At 71.6% G+C, this 18,933-nt stretch carries 19 protein-coding genes, 1 tRNA gene and 2 pseudogenes; 12 read left to right on the forward strand and 10 right to left on the reverse strand.

Going from position 1 to position 18,933, the window contains the following annotated elements; translation table 11 throughout:
• Positions 1-157 precede the first annotated feature (157 nt).
• The 7 genes from ABZT06_RS01200 to ABZT06_RS01230 are packed head-to-tail and all read left to right on the forward strand — an operon-like array spanning position 158 to position 7,063.
• Positions 158-790, forward strand: coding sequence for a cupin domain-containing protein (locus ABZT06_RS01200; RefSeq protein WP_355732975.1), 633 nt, complete (start codon positions 158-160; stop codon positions 788-790).
• 52 nt (positions 791-842) lie between these two features.
• The gene (locus ABZT06_RS01205; protein WP_355732978.1) at positions 843-2,201 is read left to right on the forward strand and encodes a M24 family metallopeptidase; all 1,359 of its coding nucleotides are present in this window, start codon (positions 843-845) and stop codon (positions 2,199-2,201) included.
• Positions 2,188-3,165 (forward strand): thiamine pyrophosphate-dependent dehydrogenase E1 component subunit alpha, encoded by a 978-nt coding sequence (locus tag ABZT06_RS01210; RefSeq protein ID WP_355732981.1) that lies wholly within the window; start codon positions 2,188-2,190, stop codon positions 3,163-3,165. Before ABZT06_RS01205 ends, ABZT06_RS01210 begins: the two co-directional genes overlap by 14 nt.
• The gene (locus tag ABZT06_RS01215; RefSeq protein ID WP_355732983.1) at positions 3,153-4,133 is read left to right on the forward strand and encodes an alpha-ketoacid dehydrogenase subunit beta; all 981 of its coding nucleotides are present in this window, start codon (positions 3,153-3,155) and stop codon (positions 4,131-4,133) included. Before ABZT06_RS01210 ends, ABZT06_RS01215 begins: the two co-directional genes overlap by 13 nt.
• Positions 4,134-4,155: 22 nt before the next feature.
• Complete coding sequence (locus ABZT06_RS01220) at positions 4,156-5,508, forward strand: amidohydrolase family protein (RefSeq protein WP_355732986.1); 1,353 nt, start codon at positions 4,156-4,158, stop codon at positions 5,506-5,508.
• A complete protein-coding gene (locus ABZT06_RS01225; RefSeq protein ID WP_355732989.1) occupies positions 5,505-6,377 on the forward strand; it encodes a cupin domain-containing protein in 873 nt (290 codons plus the stop codon). The genes ABZT06_RS01220 and ABZT06_RS01225 overlap by 4 nt, the downstream gene beginning before the upstream one ends.
• On the forward strand, positions 6,374-7,063 hold the full coding sequence (locus ABZT06_RS01230) for an SDR family oxidoreductase (protein WP_355732992.1): 690 nt from the start codon (positions 6,374-6,376) through the stop codon (positions 7,061-7,063). Before ABZT06_RS01225 ends, ABZT06_RS01230 begins: the two co-directional genes overlap by 4 nt.
• Positions 7,064-7,079: 16 nt before the next feature.
• On the opposite strand, the gene ABZT06_RS01235 is transcribed toward ABZT06_RS01230, so the two are convergent.
• Genes ABZT06_RS01235 through ABZT06_RS01260 form a run of 6 tightly spaced genes read right to left on the reverse strand, consistent with a single transcriptional unit; the run spans position 7,080 to position 10,530 of the window.
• Complete coding sequence (locus ABZT06_RS01235; RefSeq protein ID WP_355732996.1) at positions 7,080-7,874, reverse strand: SAM-dependent methyltransferase; 795 nt, start codon at positions 7,872-7,874, stop codon at positions 7,080-7,082.
• A 44-nt stretch (positions 7,875-7,918) separates the two neighbouring features.
• Entirely contained in the window at positions 7,919-8,566 is a 648-nt protein-coding gene (locus ABZT06_RS01240; RefSeq protein ID WP_355732999.1) for an endonuclease, read from the reverse strand.
• Positions 8,563-8,895: a DUF3140 domain-containing protein gene (locus ABZT06_RS01245; protein WP_355733002.1), complete on the reverse strand. Its 333-nt coding sequence runs from the start codon at positions 8,893-8,895 to the stop codon at positions 8,563-8,565. Before ABZT06_RS01245 ends, ABZT06_RS01240 begins: the two co-directional genes overlap by 4 nt.
• A 56-nt stretch (positions 8,896-8,951) precedes the next feature.
• The gene (locus tag ABZT06_RS01250) at positions 8,952-9,431 is read right to left on the reverse strand and encodes a DNA starvation/stationary phase protection protein (protein ID WP_355733005.1); all 480 of its coding nucleotides are present in this window, start codon (positions 9,429-9,431) and stop codon (positions 8,952-8,954) included.
• Positions 9,428-9,685: a WhiB family transcriptional regulator gene (locus ABZT06_RS01255; RefSeq protein ID WP_355733007.1), complete on the reverse strand. Its 258-nt coding sequence runs from the start codon at positions 9,683-9,685 to the stop codon at positions 9,428-9,430. The genes ABZT06_RS01250 and ABZT06_RS01255 overlap by 4 nt, the downstream gene beginning before the upstream one ends.
• Before the next feature lie 44 nt (positions 9,686-9,729).
• Entirely contained in the window at positions 9,730-10,530 is an 801-nt protein-coding gene (locus ABZT06_RS01260; RefSeq protein WP_355733010.1) for a lysophospholipase, read from the reverse strand.
• An 87-nt stretch (positions 10,531-10,617) separates the two neighbouring features.
• On the opposite strand from ABZT06_RS01260, the pseudogene ABZT06_RS01265 reads away from it, so the two are divergent.
• Positions 10,618-11,789 (forward strand): annotated as a pseudogene (locus tag ABZT06_RS01265) (thiolase family protein); the annotation flags it as partial.
• A 103-nt stretch (positions 11,790-11,892) separates the two neighbouring features.
• Positions 11,893-12,666, forward strand: coding sequence for a sulfite exporter TauE/SafE family protein (locus ABZT06_RS01270; RefSeq protein ID WP_355733013.1), 774 nt, complete (start codon positions 11,893-11,895; stop codon positions 12,664-12,666).
• Here the strand turns inward: ABZT06_RS01270 and ABZT06_RS01275 are convergent.
• A complete protein-coding gene (locus tag ABZT06_RS01275) occupies positions 12,652-13,446 on the reverse strand; it encodes an HAD-IIA family hydrolase (RefSeq protein WP_355733016.1) in 795 nt (264 codons plus the stop codon). The two genes, ABZT06_RS01270 and ABZT06_RS01275, sit on opposite strands and share 15 nt — an antisense overlap.
• Positions 13,447-13,595: 149 nt before the next feature.
• Between ABZT06_RS01275 and ABZT06_RS01280 the strand changes: the two genes are divergently transcribed.
• Positions 13,596-14,342, forward strand: a complete 747-nt coding sequence (locus ABZT06_RS01280; RefSeq protein ID WP_355733019.1) for a cobalt-precorrin-6A reductase — start codon at positions 13,596-13,598, stop codon at positions 14,340-14,342.
• Positions 14,343-14,854: 512 nt separating this feature from the next.
• Here ABZT06_RS01280 and ABZT06_RS01285 read toward each other — a convergent pair.
• The 3 genes and pseudogenes from ABZT06_RS01285 to ABZT06_RS01295 form a co-directional block, all read right to left on the reverse strand.
• Positions 14,855-15,145, reverse strand: a pseudogene (locus ABZT06_RS01285) (MFS transporter); the annotation flags it as partial.
• 201 nt (positions 15,146-15,346) lie between these two features.
• A complete protein-coding gene (cobF, locus tag ABZT06_RS01290) occupies positions 15,347-16,120 on the reverse strand; it encodes a precorrin-6A synthase (deacetylating) (protein ID WP_355733022.1) in 774 nt (257 codons plus the stop codon).
• Positions 16,121-16,934: 814 nt separating this feature from the next.
• Entirely contained in the window at positions 16,935-17,453 is a 519-nt protein-coding gene (locus ABZT06_RS01295) for a DUF309 domain-containing protein (RefSeq protein WP_355733025.1), read from the reverse strand.
• Between the two features lie 99 nt (positions 17,454-17,552).
• Between ABZT06_RS01295 and ABZT06_RS01300 the strand changes: the two genes are divergently transcribed.
• Positions 17,553-17,626, forward strand: a tRNA-Pro gene (locus ABZT06_RS01300).
• Between the two features lie 249 nt (positions 17,627-17,875).
• Positions 17,876-18,922: a glycosyl hydrolase 53 family protein gene (locus tag ABZT06_RS01305; protein WP_355733028.1), complete on the forward strand. Its 1,047-nt coding sequence runs from the start codon at positions 17,876-17,878 to the stop codon at positions 18,920-18,922.
• The last annotated feature ends 11 nt before the right edge of the window (positions 18,923-18,933 follow it).

Genomic DNA, 18,933 nt, shown 5'->3' on the forward strand with positions numbered 1-18,933 from the left:
CGTGCTCATCGTCGGATGACGCCTGCACTGCGTGCCGGGTGCGGGCGGCCCGTCCAGGGAGATGCGCGCTCGTCCACGGACGACTCGGGTGGCGGGCGCTCTTCCCGGGCGCCGGGGACGGGTTGTTCAATGGGGCTGCACAGGAGAGGAGCACGCCGTGTCCCCTGCCCCCGTGCCGTCCGTCGGCGCGCGCATCCGGCAGGCGCGTCTGGAGCGCGGCCTGGGTCTGCGCGCCCTGGCCCGCGAGGTCGGCGTCTCCGCGAGCCTGGTGTCCCAGATAGAGACCGGCAAGAGCCAGCCGTCGGTGAGCACGCTGTACGCCATCACCACCGCCCTCGGCATCTCCGTCGAATCCCTCTTCGAGGTGCGGGAGACCGCCGCGGCGGCGAGGTCGGCCACGGTCGTGCACGCCCTGGCGGCCTTCGCGGCCGACCCCGGCCGACGCATCGGCCCCCTGGTCACCCCCGGTGAGCGGGACGTGCTGGAACTGGACTCCGGCGTGGTGTGGGAGCGGCTCGGGCACGTCCCCGGCACGGACGTGGACTTCCTGCTCGTCACGTACCGGCCGGGCGGTTCCTCCTCCGGTTCGGGCGGTCTGATGCGGCACGCCGGCACCGAGTACGGCTACCTGACCTCCGGCGAGCTCGTCCTCACCCTCGGCTTCGACGAGCAGGTCCTGCGCCCCGGCGACGCCGTCTGCTTCGAGTCCACGACCCCGCACCGCTACCGCAACGACGGCGACGAACCGGCCGTGGGCGTCTGGTTCGTGGCGAGCCAACCTGTTCAGTGACACTTGACACTTCCCGTGGACGGTCGTTGACTCGATGGTGGGGGTGGTCGCGATGGCGATCCGCACATACGGCCCCAACGCCGTCGACTGGGAAGAGCGCGTCGACCTGGATCGGCTGCGCAGACAGCGCCTGGCCCGGCTCCACGACACGCTGAACCGCTCCGCACTGGGCGCCGTGCTCAGCTTCGACTTCGCGAACATCCGCTACATGACCGCCACGCACATCGGCACCTGGGCGATGGACAAGCTGATCCGCTTCGCCCTGCTGGTGCGCGGCGGCGAACCGATCGTCTGGGACTTCGGCTCCGCGGCCCGCCACCACCAGCTCTACAACCCGTGGCTCGACCACAGCGACGGCAAGGACGGCCCGCCCACCGGAGCCCGCGCCGGCATCTCCACCCTGCGCGGCGCCTTCCATCCGGACGCGGGGATCGCCGAGGACGTCGCCGCGAAGATCGCCGCGGAACTCCGCGCCCACGGCCTCGCCGGTGAACCGCTCGGTGTCGACGTCGCCGAGATGCCCGTCCTCACCGCCCTGCGCGCCGAGGGCATCGACGTGGTCGACGGACAGCAGGTCTTCCTGGAGGCCCGCCGCATCAAGACCGGCGACGAGATCTCCCTGCTCGCCCAGGCCTGCGCGATGGTCGACGCGGCCTACGAGGAGCTCTACGCCCACCTCCGCCCCGGACTCCGCGAGAACGAGTGCGTCGGACTGGTCAGCAAGGTGCTCTACGACCTCGGCAGCGAGTACGTCGAAGGCGTCAACGCCATCTCGGGGGAGCGCTGTTCACCGCACCCGCACGTCTACAGCGACCGTCTGATCCGCCCCGGCGACCCCGCCTTCTTCGACATCCTGCACAGCCACCTCGGCTACCGCACCTGCTACTACCGCACGTTCGCCGTCGGCAGCGCCTCCCGCGCGCAACGGGACGCCTACGTCCGGTGCCGTGAGTACATGGACCAGGCCATAGCGCTTGTCCGGCCGGGCGCCACCACGGCCGACATCGTCCAAGTGTGGCCGCGTGCCGAGGAGTTCGGCTTCGCCGACGAGACCGCCGCCTTCGCCCTCCAGTACGGCCACGGCGTGGGCCTGTCGATCTGGGAGAAGCCCATCTTCAGCCGCCTGGTCTCGCTCGATCACCCCGAAGTCCTCGAAGAGGGCATGGTGTTCGCCCTGGAGACCTACTGGCCCGCCGCCGACGGCTGGTCCGCCGCCCGGATCGAGGAGGAACTGGTCGTCACCGCCGACGGCTGCGAGGTCATCACCAAGTTCCCGGCCGAGGAACTCCTGGTGGCCGGGCGCAAGTACTGGACGGTGGGCGGCGAACTCAACACCGCCCGGGAGGCACAGTCCCACCTCAACACCGGGACCGGGGACGGACACAAGGGGACCGGCGATGGACACCGGTGAACTCCTCGCCCTGTATGAGCAGATGGCCCTCATCCGCCGTACGGAGAAGGCCGCCCACGACCTGTTCCTCCAGGGCCTCGTCAAGGGCACGACCCACCTCGCCGCCGGCCACGAGGCGATCGCCGTCGGCGCGAGCGCCGCCCTGCGCGAGGACGACTACGTCTTCGCCACCTATCGCGGCCACCACCACGCGATGGCCCGGGGCGCCTCTCCCGAGGAGTGCCTCGCCGAACTCATGAGCAGGGCAACGGGACTGTGCAAGGCCAAGGGCGGCTCCATGCACCTCACCAAGGCAGCCACCCACATGCTCGGTTCCTACGCCATCGTCGGCGCCCACCTCCCGATGGCGGTCGGGGCCGCCTGGTCGGCGAAGCTGCGCGGCACGGGACAGCTCGCGGTCGCCTTCTTCGGCGACGGTGCCACCAACATCGGCGCCTTCCACGAAGCGTTGAACCTGGCCGCCGTATGGAAGCTGCCCGTGCTGTTCGTCTGCGAGAACAACCTGTACATGGAGTACACGCCGATCGCCGACGTGACCGCCGTGGCCCGGCCCGCCGCCGACCGGGCGCCCGCGTACGGCATCCCCGGCGAGGTCGTCGACGGCAATGACGTCGTCTCCGTCCAGGAGGCGGTGGCACGGCTGGCGCGGCGGGCCCGAGCCGGCGACGGGCCCGCCGTGCTGGAGGCCGAGACCTACCGCCACTTCGGGCACAGCAGGGCCGACCCGGCGACCTACCGTCCGGCCGAGGAGGTCGAACGCTGGCTCAAACACGACCCGTTGGACATCGCGCGCGGGCGGCTCATCGAGGCCGGAGTGTCCGAGGACACGGTCACCGCGGCCGACGAGCGTGCCCGGGCGGTCGTACGGGAGGCGATAGAGGCCGCGAAGAACGCGCCACCGCCCGACCCCCGCGAGGCCTTCACCGACGTATGGGCGGACGGAGGTGCGGCATGGCGGACGTGATCACGTACCGGGAGGCGGTCGCCGAGGGCATCGCGCGGGAGATGCGACGCGACCCGTCCGTGGTCTGCCTGGGGGAGGACATCGGCGAGGCGGGCGGGGTGTTCAAGACGACCGCCGGGCTGCACAAGGAGTTCGGGTCCGAGCGGGTGTGGGACACGCCCATCTCCGAACAGGCCATCGTGGGCGCGGCGATGGGCGCCGCGATGACCGGCATGCGGCCCGTCGCGGAGATCATGTTCTCTGACTTTTTGGCCTGTTGTTGGGACTACCTCGCCAACGAGATACCCAAGGTGCGTTATATGACGGGCGGTCAGGTCACCGTGCCCCTCGTCGTTCGCACCGCCAACGGCGGCGGGCTCGGGTTCGGCGCCCAGCACTCGCAGGCCACCGAGAACTGGGCGCTGACCGTCCCCGGGCTGAGGATCGCGGCACCGTCCACTCCGGCCGACGTCGTCGGGATGATGGCGGCGGCGATCCGCAGCGACGACCCGGTCGTGTTCTTCGAGCACAAGGCGCTGCTGGCCACCAAGGGGCCGCCCCCGCCGCCGGACCACGTGGTCGAGCTGGGGCGCGCCGCGGTCGTCCGCGAGGGCGCCGACGTGACGCTGGTCGCGCTCGCCTCGATGGTGCCGGTCGCGCTCACGGCCGCGGAGAGCCTCGCCCAGGAGGGCATCGGCGTCGAGGTCGTCGACCTGCGCTCCCTGGTGCCGCTCGACATGGCCACCGTCCTCGCCTCGCTCGGTAGGACCTCCCGGCTGGTGACCGTCGAGGAGAACCCGTACCAGGGCGGCTGGGGCGCCACGCTCGTCTCCGTCGTCGCCGACGAGGGGTTCGGGCTGCTGGACGCGCCGGTGCGGCGGGTGACGGGGGAGTGCGTGCCGCTGCCGTTCGCGGACGTGCTGGAGGAACAGGTCATCCCCACCGTCGACAAGGTCGTGGCGGCCGTCAGGAGCCTGGCCGCGTACTGAACACCCCTGAGGAGGAAGCGCGATGACCCATCGGATACTCCTTCGTGCCGGGCATGTGCTCTCGATGGATCCCGCGGTCGGGGACCTGCCGAGGGGGGACGTCCTGATCGAGGACGGAAAGATCGCGGCGGTGGACCGTGAGATCAGCGCGGACGCCGAAGTCCTCGACATGAGCGGCCGGATCGTCATCCCCGGCTTCGTCGACAGCCACCGCCACACCTGGGAGGCCTCGATCCGCAACGTGGCGCCGGACGCCACCCTCGACGACTACTTCGTCGACATCCTCGACACCTTCGCACCCCTCTACACCCCCGAGGACGTGTACGCCGCCAACCTCGCGGGCGCCCTGGAGTGCCTCAACGCCGGCATCACCACGCTCGTCGACTGGTCCCACATCAACAACACGCCCGAGCACCCCGACGCGGCGATCCGGGCCCTCACGGAGACCGGCATCCGCGCCCAGTACGCGTACGGCAGCGCCAACACCTCCCTCGCCGACTACTGGTTCGAGAGCAAGATCGCGATCCCCGGCGACGACGTACGCCGGATCCGCTCCGCGTACTTCTCCTCCGACTCCGACGACGGCCTGCTCACCCTGGCCCTCGCCACCCGCGGCCCCGGTTTCTGCGTCAACGACGTCGTCACCTCCGAGTGGGCCCTCGCCCGCGAGCTCGGCATCCCGATCACCGTGCACGTGGCCATGGGACGGCTCGCGGGCCGCTTCGGCATGGTCGAGCAGCTCCACGACCTCGGCCTCCTCGGCCCCGACACCACCTACATCCACTGCTGCTACCTCAGCGAGGAGGAGTGGCGGCTGGTCGCCGACAGCGGCGGTACGGTCTCCATCGCGCCGCAGGTGGAGACGCAGATGGGGCACGGCTGGCCGCCGGTGATGAAGGCCATCGAGCACGGCCTGCGCCCCTCCCTGAGCATCGACGTCGTCACCACCGTGCCCGGCGACATGTTCACCCAGATCCGCGCGGCCTTCGGCGCCGAGCGCGCCCGTGTCAACGCGGCCAGCTGGCAGGCCGATGTCCCGGTGCCCGAGACCATGTTGACGGCACGTCAGATGCTGGAGATCGCCACCCGCAACGGCGCCCACGTCGCCGGCCTGGAGGACCGCACCGGCTCGCTCACCCCGGGCAAGCGCGCGGACGTCGTCGCGATCGACGCAACCGCCCTGAACGTGGCTCCCGTTCACGACGCGGCCGCCGCGGTGGCCCTCAGCGCCGACGTGTCCAACGTGGAGACGGTCATCGTCGACGGTGTCGTCCGCAAGCGCGACGGCAGGCTCACGGCCGACGTGGCGCGTGCCCGGCGCCTGGTCGAGGAGTCCCGCGACCGGCTGCTGGCCGCGAAGGAGGCCCGGGCGTGACGCGACACCTGGTGCGCAGGGCCACCGGTCTACCGGAGTCGTCGTACGACGAACACGGCTACCGGCGACGGGAGTTGGTCGGCGAGGCCGACGGCAGCACGCACACCGGTTTCGGGGTGTGCGAGCTGCGTCCCGACGGGAGCCTCGCGGCCCATGTGCACTCGTACGAGGAGAGCTTCCACGTCCTCGACGGGACCGTGGTCCTCGATGTGCCCGAGGGGTCGTATCTGCTGGAGGAGGGCGACTACGGCCTCCTCCCGACGGGTGTCCCGCACGCCTGGCGCGGCGCCGGGGACGGCGTCGCCCACTGGGCGGACATGCTCGCGCCGGTACCGAGGGCCCGGTACGGGTACGACACCCAGGCCGTCCCCCCGTGGCCGGTGCGCCCGCCCGTCCGCATCGACGTCCGCGATCCGCGCACCCGGTCCTTCGGGCACATCGAACCCGCCCAGATGGACCCCGGCAAGCAGTCCCAGGACCTGCTCGCGGTGTCGGCGAGCATGCGCACCGCGCTCCTCGTCTACAGCGGGATCACGGTGAAGATGATGGTCGACAGCGACCTCGGCGCGGTCGCCTCGACGATGTTCATGGTGCAGTACGCGCCCGACGGCGTCGCGGGCACGCACGACCACCCCTTCGAGGAGACCTATCTGTTCCTCGAAGGGGAGGCGGACGCGGTCTTCGACGGCACCCGCCACCGGCTCGGTCCCGGCGACTGCGCCTGGGCGGGCGCCGGTTGCGTGCACGGGTTCAGCAATGCCGGTGACGGGCCGCTGCGGTGGCTGGAGACACAGGCTCCGCAGCCACCGGCGCGGCACTCCTACCGGTTCACCCGGGACTGGGAGTACCTGAAGGAGGCGTCCCGATGAGCGGCGTGGTGGTGATCGGCGGCACCTCGGGCATCGGGCGGGAGTTCGCCCGGGTGCGGGCGGAGCGCGGCGACGAGGTGGTCATCACCGGACGGGACGCCCACCGTACCGACACCGCGGCCAAGGAGATCGGCGCCCGGGGACTCGCCCTCGACCTCGCGCGGCCGAAGGGGATCGTGGACGCGCTGAGCGACGTGGGCACCGTCGACCATCTGGTGATCGCGGGGATCTCCCGCGACGAGAACCGGGTGGCCGAGTACGACATCGACGCCGCCGTCCACCTCGTCACACTCAAGCTCGTCGGCTACACGGCCGTCGTGCACGCGCTGCGGACCCGGCTGCACGACGACAGCGCCGTCGTGCTGTTCGGCGGACAGGCCAAGGAGCGGCCCTACCCGGGTGCGACGACGGTGGCGACCGTCAACGCCGGGGTGAGCGGGCTGACGCACACCCTGGCCGTCGAACTCGCTCCCGTCCGGGTCAACGCGATCCATCCCGGAGTCGTGGGGGACAGCCCCTACTGGCGGGCCAAGCCGGAGAAGGTCCTCGCGGGACTGCGGGCCAGGACCCCGACCGGACGGCTCGCCACCATGGCGGACGTGGTGGACGCCGTGGACTTCCTGCTGCGCAACGCCTCGGTCAACGCGGTGGAGTTGAGCGTGGACGGGGGGTGGCTGCTCGGGTGAACGCAGGTGTGCGGGCTCAGCGCTTGACGCCGACCGCCCCGTACAGCGACACGAGCTCGCCGTCCTCCCGCGCGTCCGGACGCCACCGGGAGAGGGACACGATTCCCGGCTCCAGCACATCGAGTCCCTTGAAGAGACGGCTCACCTCGTCGTGGGAGCGAGCCACCAGGGTCACCCTGCTCGCCGTGTAGGCGGCGATGCCCGCCTTCACCTTGTCCGGATCGAAGTCCGCCGTCATCGCCGACAGCACCAGGCAACTGCCCGGCGCCAGCGCGCCGACCAGCGTGTCCACCAGCTCCTGGGCGCCGTCCTCGTCGGAGATGAAGTGCAGCAGCGCGACCAGCGACAGCGCGACGGGCTGCTCGAAGTCCAGTACGGCGGAGGCCCCTTGCAGGATCCGCTGCGGGTCGCGCGCGTCGGCCTGGAGGTAGTGCGTCGCCCCCTCCGGCGTGCCGTGCAGCAGGGCCGCCGCGTGGGCCAGGACGATCGGGTCGTTGTCGACGTACACGATCCGGGCGTCCGGTACGGCGGACTGGGCGATCTGGTGGAGGTTGGGCTCGGTGGGGATACCCGAGCCGATGTCGAGGAACTGGCGGATTCCCGCCTCCCGTACGACGACCCGCGTGGCCCGCTCCATGAACCGGCGGTTGGCGCGCGCCTGCCGGGGAGCGTCACCCTGCGCGGTGATCTGCCGTCCGAGCTCCTCGTCGACCGGGTAGTTGTCCTTCCCACCGAGGAACCAGTCGTACACCCGGGCCGGATGCGGCCTGCTCGTGTCGATCCGACGGCCGGCCGGCTCGGTCCCGGTCACACAAAACTCCTCTGCTCGACAAGATGTGCGAGCAGTGTGCCATGTCACCCGGCACGTCGGAGGCTGTCTTCGGCCACCTCGCGGTCGATCGCCGCACGCACCAACGCGGCGGCCAGGACGTCCGGACCGGCGTCACCGGCCAGGGCCAGCAACCGGTCGGGATCCTTCGGCAGGCCCAGCCGCTCGGCACCCGCCAGCGCCTTGCCGTCCAGACAGGGCGCGACCTCCGGCCACACACCCTGCACCTCACGCAGGAAGATGACGGCGCCGGCGGGACCGATGCCGGGGAACTCCTGGAGCAGGCGCCGCAGTTCGGCTGGATCGCCGTCCGCCTCGGCGCGCAGCCGGCGCAGATCACCGCTCCACCGCTCGGTCAACAGCTCGGCGCCCCGGCCGAGTTGGGTAGCGGTACGTTCGTCGTAGCGCCGATAGCCGCCGCGGCCCAGCGCGTCCACCCGCTCCTGCCAGGTGGCCCGGGCCATGCGACGAGGGTCGCGCAGTCCCGCCCGGTGCAGCTCGCGCGCGGTGGCGAGCGCGACGGAGCCGCGGATGCGGGCACTGAGCAGAAGGGACAGCACCAGCAGCCGGTACAAGGGCTGCGGGGTGTCCTTCAGCGTGATGCCCGCCTCCGCGGCGTACGTCCGTCCGTACGCGCCGACGAGTTCCCGTACGACGCGTTCGGACCTGGTCACCGCCTGAGCGGATCGTGTCCGACGGACATCAGCCGGTGCCTGCGGAGCGTGTCCTCGGCCTCGGGTTCGTTCTCCACGTCGGCCTGGGCGGTGACGGTGTCCACGACCTCGTACATGACCTCGATGTCCTCGTCGGTCAGGTCCGTGCGCCGCTTCTGGAGGATCGCGAGGACATGCTGCCCGGTCGGCTCACCCGCGTGCTCCGGCAGCGGCTCCGTGGACTCGTCGGCGTCGCTGACGCGCAGCCAGGCGGCCAGTTCCTGCGAGGTCATGTTCACCGCGCGGTGGAACTCCTCCCACAGCGCGTCGAGTTCGAGGGCGTCGGTCATCGCGTGCGCCTTTCCGTGGGTACCGTCTGTGCCTTTGCGCCGGCAGGTCGCGCCGGTCAGTCCCGGGGCCAGTTCTCGGCCTCGAACATCCAGCGCTGCTTCTCCAGCTCGGCGGTGATGCCGATCAGCAGGTCCTGCGTGACCGGGTCGGCCTTCTCGGTGGTCTCGATGCGCTCACGCAGCCGGCCGATGGCCGCCTCCAGCGTCTCGACGATCAGCCGGACGACGTCGTCGTCCCGGATCCAGCCGTTCTTCGAGCCGGGCAGTGTGTAGGCGGCGGCGATCGTCTCCGGTCGGCCGTCCGGAGACACACCAAGGGCCGCGGCGCGCTCGGCCACCGTGTCGGAGAACGTGCGGGCCGTCGACACCACCTCGTCGAGCTGGAGATGGATGGACCGGAAACGCGGGCCCACGATGTTCCAGTGCGCCTGCTTCCCGATCAGCGACAGGCCGATCAGATCCACCAGGGTGCTCTGCAGGGCGTCCCCGGCCGTCTCGCGGGCCGCGTCGGGCAGGGTGCTCCTGACCACAGTCATACCGTGCTCCTCCTTCTGGCATGGTCAATGCCGGTGCGGAGCAGTTCGTCGCGTTCCTGCTCGCAGGTGCCGCCCCACACGCCCGAGGTCTGCCCACTGCCGAGCGCCATCTCGAGGCACTCGGGGGCGACCGGGCAGCGGGCGCAGACGCGCTTCGCCGCCGCGATGTCCCGCAGCGCGGGTCCTTGCGTGCCCACGGGGAAGAACAGCTCGGGGTCCTCTCCCACGCAGGCCGCGCGACGCAACCACTCCATGGGGGCGCGGGTGCCCCGGGCGCAATCGTGCAAACAGTGGTGTCTCAGGGTGTGAGCACATCGTCGAGGAAGCCCGTCACATCTGCGAAGACCGCCGTCTTGTTCATCTCGTTGAACACCTCGTGCCGGGCACCGGCGTAGATCCGCTCGAGGTACGTCTTCCCCTTGATCTCCTCGACGCCTGTGCGGCTCCCGGCGAGCGGTACCAGCCGGTCGTCGTCGCCGTGCAGCCACAGCAGCGGGAGCGGGCCGACGTCACCGCCCCGGGACACGGTCTGCAGGGTGCGGGCGAACGCCTCCAGCGTCGGCCGCTTCATCGGCCCGTGCCACACGAGGGGATCCGCCTGGTAGGCCGCACCCACCTCCGGGTCACGGGAGAGCGAGGCCGGGCTGATCGGCGTGTCCGGGATCTCGTCGAGGGCGAGCAGCGCCCCCGGCAGCTCCCAGGCCCCGATCACCGGCCCCGACAGCACCAGCGCGGCGAGCTCGGTGCCGTACCGCTGGGCGAAGCGTGCGGCGATCAGACCGCCCATGGAATGCCCGACCATGACGAGGGGTACGCCGGGGTGGGCGCCCCGGGCCAGGTCCGCCACCGCGTGCACATCCGCGACCACGTCCTCGAAGTCCTCGATCAGGACCCTTTCCCCGGCGGACTTCCCGTGCCCGGTGTGATCGGGCCCGAACACGGCCGCGCCGTGCGCCACGAGGACCCCGGCGAGCTCCTCGTACCGGCCGACGTGTTCGCCGTATCCGTGCACCACGAGGGCCACGTACCGGGGGTGGTCGTGCGGCCACTCGCGCACGGTGAGGGGGCCGTGGGTTCCGGCGAGGACGTGCTCGGCCATGTCTGCTCCAGCTGCGCTGCAGTCCGAAACTAGCAGTGCTGATTAAAGCCTCTCGGCCCCTCGATGACGACGGTCAGGACTCCCATCGTGCGCCCCGTCCACTTCGCGGCCGCCCGCCGCACCCCCATCGGCAGACTCCGCGGCGCCCTGTCCGCCGTACGCCCCGACGACCTCGCCGCGACCGTGATCCGCGCCCTGGTCGCCGATGTGCCCGCGCTCGACCCGGCGCGTCTACTGGGGCGCCGCCCACCAGGCAGGCGAGGACAACTGCAACGTGGCCCGCATGGCGGCGCTGCTCGCCGGACTGCCCGAGACCGTGCCCGGCGCCACCGTCAACCGGCTGGGCGCCTCCGGCCTGGAGGCCGTGACGACCGCCGCCCGCACCATCGCCGCCGGCGAGGCCGACATCGTGCTCGCGGGCGGCTCCGAGTCGATGAGCCGCGCCCCCTTCGTGCTGCCCCGCCCCGACGAGGCCCTCCCGTACCGGATCGAGACCCACGACACCCGGCTCGGCCGGCGCCTGGTCAACCCGGCCATGCGCGAACTCCACGGCCTGCTGCCCATGGGCGAGACCGCCGAGGAGGTCGCCCGGCGCTACGGCATCCCGCGCGAACGACAGGACGAGTTCGCCCTGCGCGCCACCGCCTCGCCGCCGAGGCCCGCAAGAACGGCCACTTCGACGACGGACTCCTGCCGGTGGAGCGCCCCGACGGTGTGCTCGTCGACAGCGACGAGTGCCTCCGAGAGGACACCTCCTACGACAAGCTGGCCCGCCTCAAGCCCGTCTTCCGGGCCGGCGGCAAGGTCACGGCGGGCAACGCCTCTCCCCTGAACGACGGCGCGGCGGGCCTGCTCCTGGTCGGTGAAGGCCCTGAACGACCTCGAACTGGAGTCCCTCGGCCGTTACGTCGCCGGCGCCTCGGCCGGCGTCCACCCCGACGTGATGGGCATCGGCCCGGTCCCCGCCACCCGCAAGGCGCTCGCCCGCGCGGACTGGGGCATCGGCGACATCGAGGAGGCCGAGTTCCACGAGGCCTTCGCCGCCCAGGCCCTCGCCTGCGTCGACGAACTCGGCATCGACCCCGACCGCGTCAACCCGACCGGCGGGCGCGATCGCACTGGGGCACCCGCTGGGCTGCTCGGGCGCCCGCATCCTCACGACCCTGCTGCACCGGATGCGACGGACGGGGGCGGCGCCCGGGCTGGCGACGATGTGCGGGGGAGTGGGACAGGGGAGCGCGGTGCTGGTGGAGCGGCACCAGCGGGAGCGCGGGTGCGGCACCGTCGGGAGCGCGCCCACAGGACCACACGGCGAGACGGCACTGACAAGATCTCTTACCTGCACCTAGCATCGGTCTCCGCATGGACACGATGACGCTCTGGCACATTTCCGGTTGGGGGTTCGCCGCGCTCGCCGCCGCGGCCCTGCTCGTCGGCTTCTCCAAGACCGCCGTGAGCGGGGCCAACACGGTCAGCCTCGCGATCTTCGCCGCCGTGCTGCCCGCCCGCGCCTCCACCGGCGCCCTGCTGCCGATCCTGATCGCCGGGGACGTGCTCGCGGTGCTCACCTACCGGCGGCACGCCCACTGGCCCACCCTCTGGCGGCTGTTCCCGGCGGTCGCGGTCGGCGTGGTCGCCGGCACGCTGTTCCTGCAATGGGCGGACGACGGGATCGTCCGCACATCGATCGGCGCGATCCTGCTGTTCATGGCCGCCGTGACGGTCTGGCGCCGCCGCACGGCCGACGCGGAGGAGGAACCCGACTCGGTCGCCACCCGGACGGGCCGTGTCAAGGCCCGTTCCTACGGCGTTCTCGGCGGCTTCACCACGATGGTCGCCAACGCCGGCGGCCCGGTGATGTCGCTGTACCTGCTGTCGGCGGGCTTCCGCAAACTCGGCTTCCTCGGCACCTCGGCGTTCTTCTTCCTGATCGTCAACGTCTCCAAAGTGCCCTTCAGTGTCGGCCTCGGCCTGATCGACGGCCATTCACTGCTGCTCGACCTCGCCCTCGTGGCGTTCGTCGTGCCCGGAGCGTTCCTCGGCAAATGGGCGGTGAACCGGATCAACCAGCGGCTCTTCGAGCAGTTGGTGATCGCGGCGACGATCGTGGGCGGCGTGCAGCTACTGCTCCGCTGACGCGCCGAGCAGCGTCGGCAGGTCCGCGAAGGAATCGATCACATGGTGGGGCGTACCACTGGCGGCCCGATGGGTCTCCCGGAGGTATTTGCCTGTCTTCACCAGCACCCCGGTGAGCCCGGCGCGCTGCGCGGCCAGCACGTCCGACTCGATGTCGTCCCCCACCATCAGCGCCTCGTCCGCCCCCACCCCGAGTCGGGCGAGCGCCGCCTCGAAGAACGCCGGCGACGGCTTGCCGGTGACCACGGCCTCCGCCCGGGCGGCCTTCTCCAGACCGGCCAGGAAGGCCCCGGCGTCGAGCTGCAGCCCGTCGGCGGTGCGCCAGTACAGATTGCGGTGCATCGCCACCAGCCGGGCCCCGCGCTGGAGGTGCCCGAAGACCCGGTTGAGCGCCGGGTAGCCGAACTCGGGCCCGGCACCTCCGAGGACGACGACATCCACGCCCTCGGCCTCGCCGCCGACCAGCGTGACACCCGCGAGATCCTCGGCGATGTCCCCGCTGTTCAGCAGCGTGCAGCGGGCGCCGGGACAGTGATCGGCGAGATACGCGGCGGTGACCGCGGGCGCGGTGAGAACGTCCCCAGCCGACACGGGGAACCCCGCCCTCTCCAGCACCGAGGCGATCGACGCCCGCGTCCGCGAGGTCGTGTTCGTCACCAGCGCGACCCCGAGACCGGCCTCCCGAACCTCCCGCAACGCCGCCACCGCCCCCGGCAACGGCTCCCACGAAACGGTGAGAACTCCGTCGATGTCGATCAGGACCGCGCGCACGGATGCCATGCCCGGACCATAACCACCGGCGGGCGGAAACGCCCGTTGTCCGAGCCTTTGCCCGGTACCCCTTCTTCGGGCCGCCCCGCAGGCCCAGGTCACCCGGCGCTCCCCACCCGGCCTGCCGCGCGGCGCCCTGACCTCGTACGCTACCCGCCATGTCCCCGCACATCCTGATCCTCGGCGGCACCACCGAGGCCCGCGAACTGGCCGCCGCGCTCGCGTCACGGCCGGGAGTGCGCGTCACCACCTCTCTCGCGGGGCGAGTGACCCGGCCGGGCACGGTCGCGGGCGAGGTGCGGATCGGGGGGTTCGGCGGGGTGGAGGGGCTGACCGGCTGGCTGCGGCAGGAGCATGTCGACGCGCTGGTCGACGCCACGCATCCCTTCGCCCGTGCGATCACCGCCCACGCGGCCCGGGCGGCCGCGGCGACCGCCGTGCCCTCCGTCGTACTGCGCCGCCCGGGCTGGCGGCCCGGACCGGGGGACCGCTGGCATCCGGTCGACTCCCTCGACGAGGCGGCGGAGTTGCTGCCGCGACTCGGCCGACGGGTGTTCCTGACCACCGGCCGCATGGAGCTCGCCGCCTTCGCCCACCTCACCGAACTGCACTTCCTCGTACGGTCGGTGGAGCTGCCCGAGCCGCCCATGCCCCCGTGCACCGAAGTCCTCCTGGCCCGCGGCCCGTTCACGGTGACCGACGAGTCGACACTCCTCCACGACCACCGCATCGACGTCCTGGTCACCAAGGACAGCGGGGGCTCGGCCACGTCCGCCAAACTCACGGCTGCCCGCGAACTGGCCCTGCCCGTGGTGGTCGTACGCCGACCGCCCCTCCCGGACGGGGTGACGGCGGTGCCGGACGTGGCGGGGGTCCAGAGGTGGCTGGACCTCACCTCGCCATGACGGAGCCCCGCATGCGGTCTATCACGGCGAGGTTGTACACCCACAGTCCTCCGTGCCTGGGCCCTGCGGACAGCCACGGGGCGGGCCAGGCGCAGCGGTCGGTCCACGGGGCCCGCACAGGCCGTACGTAGCGGATGGTGGACGTGCGCTGAGCCACAGACATCGGGCACAGGGCTTTCAGGCGGCCGTGCTCCCTGCCAACTCCCGTGCTCGCTGCGGCAGTCCGGTGTTCAGGTCCTCCACCAGGAGGCGCTTGGCGATCGTGTCCACCGCGGCCCGCAGTCCGCGTCCGACGGGCGGCCGAGGTCCTGCTGGACCCGGCCCCCCAGCCAGGAGCCCCACGCCTTGCCGATGACCCGGGCCTCGCGCGCGCCCGCCTCGGTGTGCCAGAAAAGATGGCCGTCACGGGTCAGATAACCCTCCTCGATCATCCGGTCGAAGACCGGCAGCAGCACCTCGGGCGGCAGTCGGCGGCGCGCGGAGATCATGCCGAGGCCGGCATGGCCGACCATCCCGGCCCCGACGCCCTGCATCGCCCGCCAGATGATCAGCAACGACATGTCGGAGGCGAGACCGCACAGGAACGAGCCCGTGATGAACACGATCGCCGAGACCTGGAAGACCACCTTGCGGCCGAACAGGTCGCCGAACTTGCCGACCAGCACGGTCGCCACGGTCTCCGCGAGGAGGTACGACGTCACGACCCACGACATGTGCTCGGCACCGCCGAGATCCGACACGATCGTCGGCAGGGCGGTACCCACGATGGTCTGGTCGAGGGCGGCGAGCAGCATCCCCAGCATGATCGTCACGAAGACGACGTTGCGGCGGCGCGAGTCCAGCACGGGCGGCTGGGCGGCGGTGGCCGGTGCGAGGGGTGCAGGCGGTGCGGATCCCGCGGATCCCGCGGACTCCTCGGCGACTGTCCCAAGGGGACGATCACACCGCTGGGCCATTCGTGCATGCGGGGCGGTCCGACCGGGTGCCTGTCGTTCTCCCGTCGCCTACCGCTGCTCGGGATGGCGGCGCAGCAGATATGTGTCCATGATCCAGCCCTTGCGCTCCCTGGCCTCGGCACGCAGCCGCTCGATCCGGGGTGCGGCCTCGGCGATCGGACCGGAGGCGAGGATCTCGTCGGGTGTGCCTATGTAGGCGCCCCAGTAGATGTCGATGTCCTGGTCGGCGTACGCGCGGAAGGCCTGGTGGGCGTCGAGCATCACGACCACGTCGTCCACGTCCTCGGGGAACCCCTCGGCGAGGCGCCGCCCGGTGGTGATCTGGACGGGCCGCGCGACCCGGTTCAGTCCGGTGCGATGCCGTGCCACCAGCGCCGACACACTGCTGATGCCGGGCACGACGTCGTACTCGAAGGACACCGAGCCCCGCTCCAGGATCTCCTCCAGGATGCCGAGCGTGCTGTCGTACAACGCCGGGTCGCCCCACACCAGGAACGCGCCGCTCTCCTCCTCGCCGAGCTCCTCGGCGATCAGCCGCTCGTAGATGTCGGCGCGGGCGCTGCGCCAGTCGCCGACGGCGGGGGAGTAGGCGGAGCCGCCCGCACCGCGGTCCCGCTCCGGGTCCCGGGCCTCCACCACCCGGTACGACCCCTCCGCTATGTGAGCGTCCAGCATGTCCCGGCGCAGCTGTGTGAGATCGCCCTTCACCTCGCCCTTGTCCAGGACGAAGAACACGTCCGTGCTGCGCAGCGCCCTGACCGCCTGGAGGGTGAGCTGCTCGGGGTTGCCCGCGCCGATACCGATGACATGAATCTTTCGCACACCCCGAGTCTGCCGCACGCCACTGACAGCGACGGCACCGAGGGCACCCACGGCTGTGGTCCTGTGGATCGGACGCCGGGTGTCGCGCGTGCGGGGTGGTGGGGTCGTGAGCTAGCCGGGTAGTAGGCCCCGCAGCCGTGGTGGACGCTTCGCGTACGGCGTTTCGGGGTAGCAGCCAAGGCGGGGGCCCGCACGCCGGGTATCGGGCCTGCAGCCGTGGAGAAGAGCTTCCGTGCTGGGCATCGCGCCCAGAGCCGCAGTGGCGGCTTGCCTGCCAGGCGTCACCCCCCCGTGGTGGTCGAGGTGCAGAGCCCGGGCGCTGGGTCCGCGCCCTTTGCCGCTGTGGAGGGCTTGCCTGCCTGGTGTCATTCTCGCGGTCGAGGTGCGGGGACCTGCTGGGTATCGTGCCCGCACCTGGGGCGGAGGGCTCGCTCGCTCGGTGTCATTCTCGCGGTCGGGGTGCGGGGATCGCTGGGTATCGTGCCCGGACCTGGGGTGGAGGGCTTGCCCGTCCGCTGTCATTCTCGCGGTCGGGGTGCGGGGATCGCTGGGTATCGTGCCCGGACCTGGGGTGGAGGGCTTGCCCGTCCGGTGTCACCCCCGCAGTCGGGGTGCGGGGGACCCGCTGAGCATCGCGCCCGCAGCTGGGGCGGCTCGCCCCCTCGGTGGCACCTCCGCAGCCGAGGTGCAGGGCCCGTGCCCTGAGTGTCGCGCCCGCAGCGTGGTGCCAGGCTGCCCGCCTCGCGTCACCCCCCGGGCTGGCAAGCCGCAGGGCCCGCCTGCCGGGCGACATGCAAGGCTCGCCCACCCGGCGTCACCCCCGCAGCCGGGGACTGCGGACCCGGGCGTCCACCGCCCCGCCCGTCTGCTCCACGTCCTGCGCCAGCTGCCGTGCCCACCCCGTCAGCCCGGCCAGATCCATCCCGTAAGGCTGCTCCCGCCCGGCAGTCGACACGGCCCACTCCTCCAGGGCCCCGGCGCCGCGCCGCAGCAGCCTCGCCCCGCCCGTGACGTTCCCCCGGGCCGCGTGGGTCAGGCCCACCGCGAGCTGGGCCAGCCCCCGCCACAGGGCGCGCTCCTCGTCGGGCCCCGACTTCCAGGCGTCCTCGAAGACCTCGTGCGCATGGAAGGGGCGCCCCGCGTTCAGCAGTTCCTGAGCCTCGGCAACGGTCTCCTGTGGGGTGCGCAGCACGCCCTCCGGCTGCCGGTCGACGCCGTCGGCGCCGTACGGAAGGGGTCGCCCGAGCCCGTCCCGGGGCCGGGCGTTGCGCGCCCGCCCCTCGCTGTCCCGGTCCCGCGCGCCCGTCTGCCGTCCTGACGATGTACTGGCCATACACCGATTGTCCCGCGCCCGGCGCCGGCTTCGGTCCGGCCCCCGACGTGGGGTAAAGTTCTGTACGCGCGTTCCCGCGGTCCACCGCGGGCAGTGCACCGGGACGTGGCGCAGCTTGGTAGCGCACTTGACTGGGGGTCAAGGGGTCGCAGGTTCAAATCCTGTCGTCCCGACGGTGCGAAGGGTCTTCGCAGGCGAGAGCCTGCGGGGCCCTTTTTCGCGTTCCGGAGACTCAGGGCGGTTTCCACCACAGCGGCAACCTCGCCGATGCGGGCGGCGACCTACGGGCGAAGTCCCGGACGGCTCCCGCCCCGGTACGGGCCGGCAAGCGGCTCAGCCCGCTGGTGGGAGGTGTTCCGTACCGCCCCACCCCCACGCGGGCCGCCCCGCGGTCCGGATCTCACGAACCGAGGAACCCCCACATGACCGACCCCGAACGAACCGACCCCTCCGGCTTACGGCGGCGCACTGTCCTGTTCGGCGCGGCGGCCGGCACCGGCGCGCTGGCCCTTGGCGCCGGCCCCCTGGCGGCCCCGGCGCAGGCCGCGTCCTTCGTCAGGGGCGCCGACGTCAGCTGGCTGCCCCAGATGGAGGCACAGGGCTACTACTGGAACAACAGCGCCGGAGTGCGCCAGGACCTGTTCACCGTCCTCAAGGGCTACGGCATCAGCGCGATCAGTCTGCGCACCTGGGTCAACCCGTCCAGCGATCCGGCCAACGGGCACTGTTCCATCGAGGAGACCGCCCAGCTGGCGAAGCGGGCCAAGGACGCCGGCCTGCAGGTCCTCATCGGCTTCCACTTCGGCGACACCTGGAACTCGGTCGGGGTGCAGAACCCGCCGGCGGCCTGGGCGAACATGACCTACAGCCAGATGCGCGACGCCCTGTACGACTACGTGTACCACTCGTGCAACGTCATCAAGTACTACGGCGTGACCCCGGCCTGGGTGAAGATCGGCAACGAGACCAACTCCGGTATCTGCAGGCCGGTCGGCAGCGTCAGCCGCCCCGCCCAGATGACCGGCCTGCTGAACGCCGCGTACGACATGTCCAAGCAGGTCTTCCCGAGCACGCCGGTGCTGGTGCACCTGGCGCAGCCGCAGAACCTGGCGAGCATCCAGGCCTTCCTCGACGCCTACCGGGACAACGGCGGTAGGTGGGACATCACCGGCCTGTCCTCCTACGCGCAGGGCGGGAACGTGCCGGGCGTACTGGCCAACATGCGGACCATCCAGTCGGGTTACGGCAAGCCGGTGATGCAGGTCGAGTACGGCGGGCCGGTCGGCAAGCCCACCCAGGTGCGCGACTCGCTGAAGGCGTTCGTCACCGGGCTTCAGGGCTTCGGCGGTCTCGGCACCTTCTTCTGGGAGCCCGAGGGCTACCCCTCGTTCAACGGCTACAACAGCTCGGCCTGGGACGAGAGCACGCGGCGGCCCACGGCGGCCTTGGACGGATTCCTCAACGGATGAACCAGGAGTCG

Source organism: Streptomyces sp. NPDC005483 (assembly GCF_040606035.1).
Classification (GTDB): domain Bacteria; phylum Actinomycetota; class Actinomycetes; order Streptomycetales; family Streptomycetaceae; genus Streptomyces.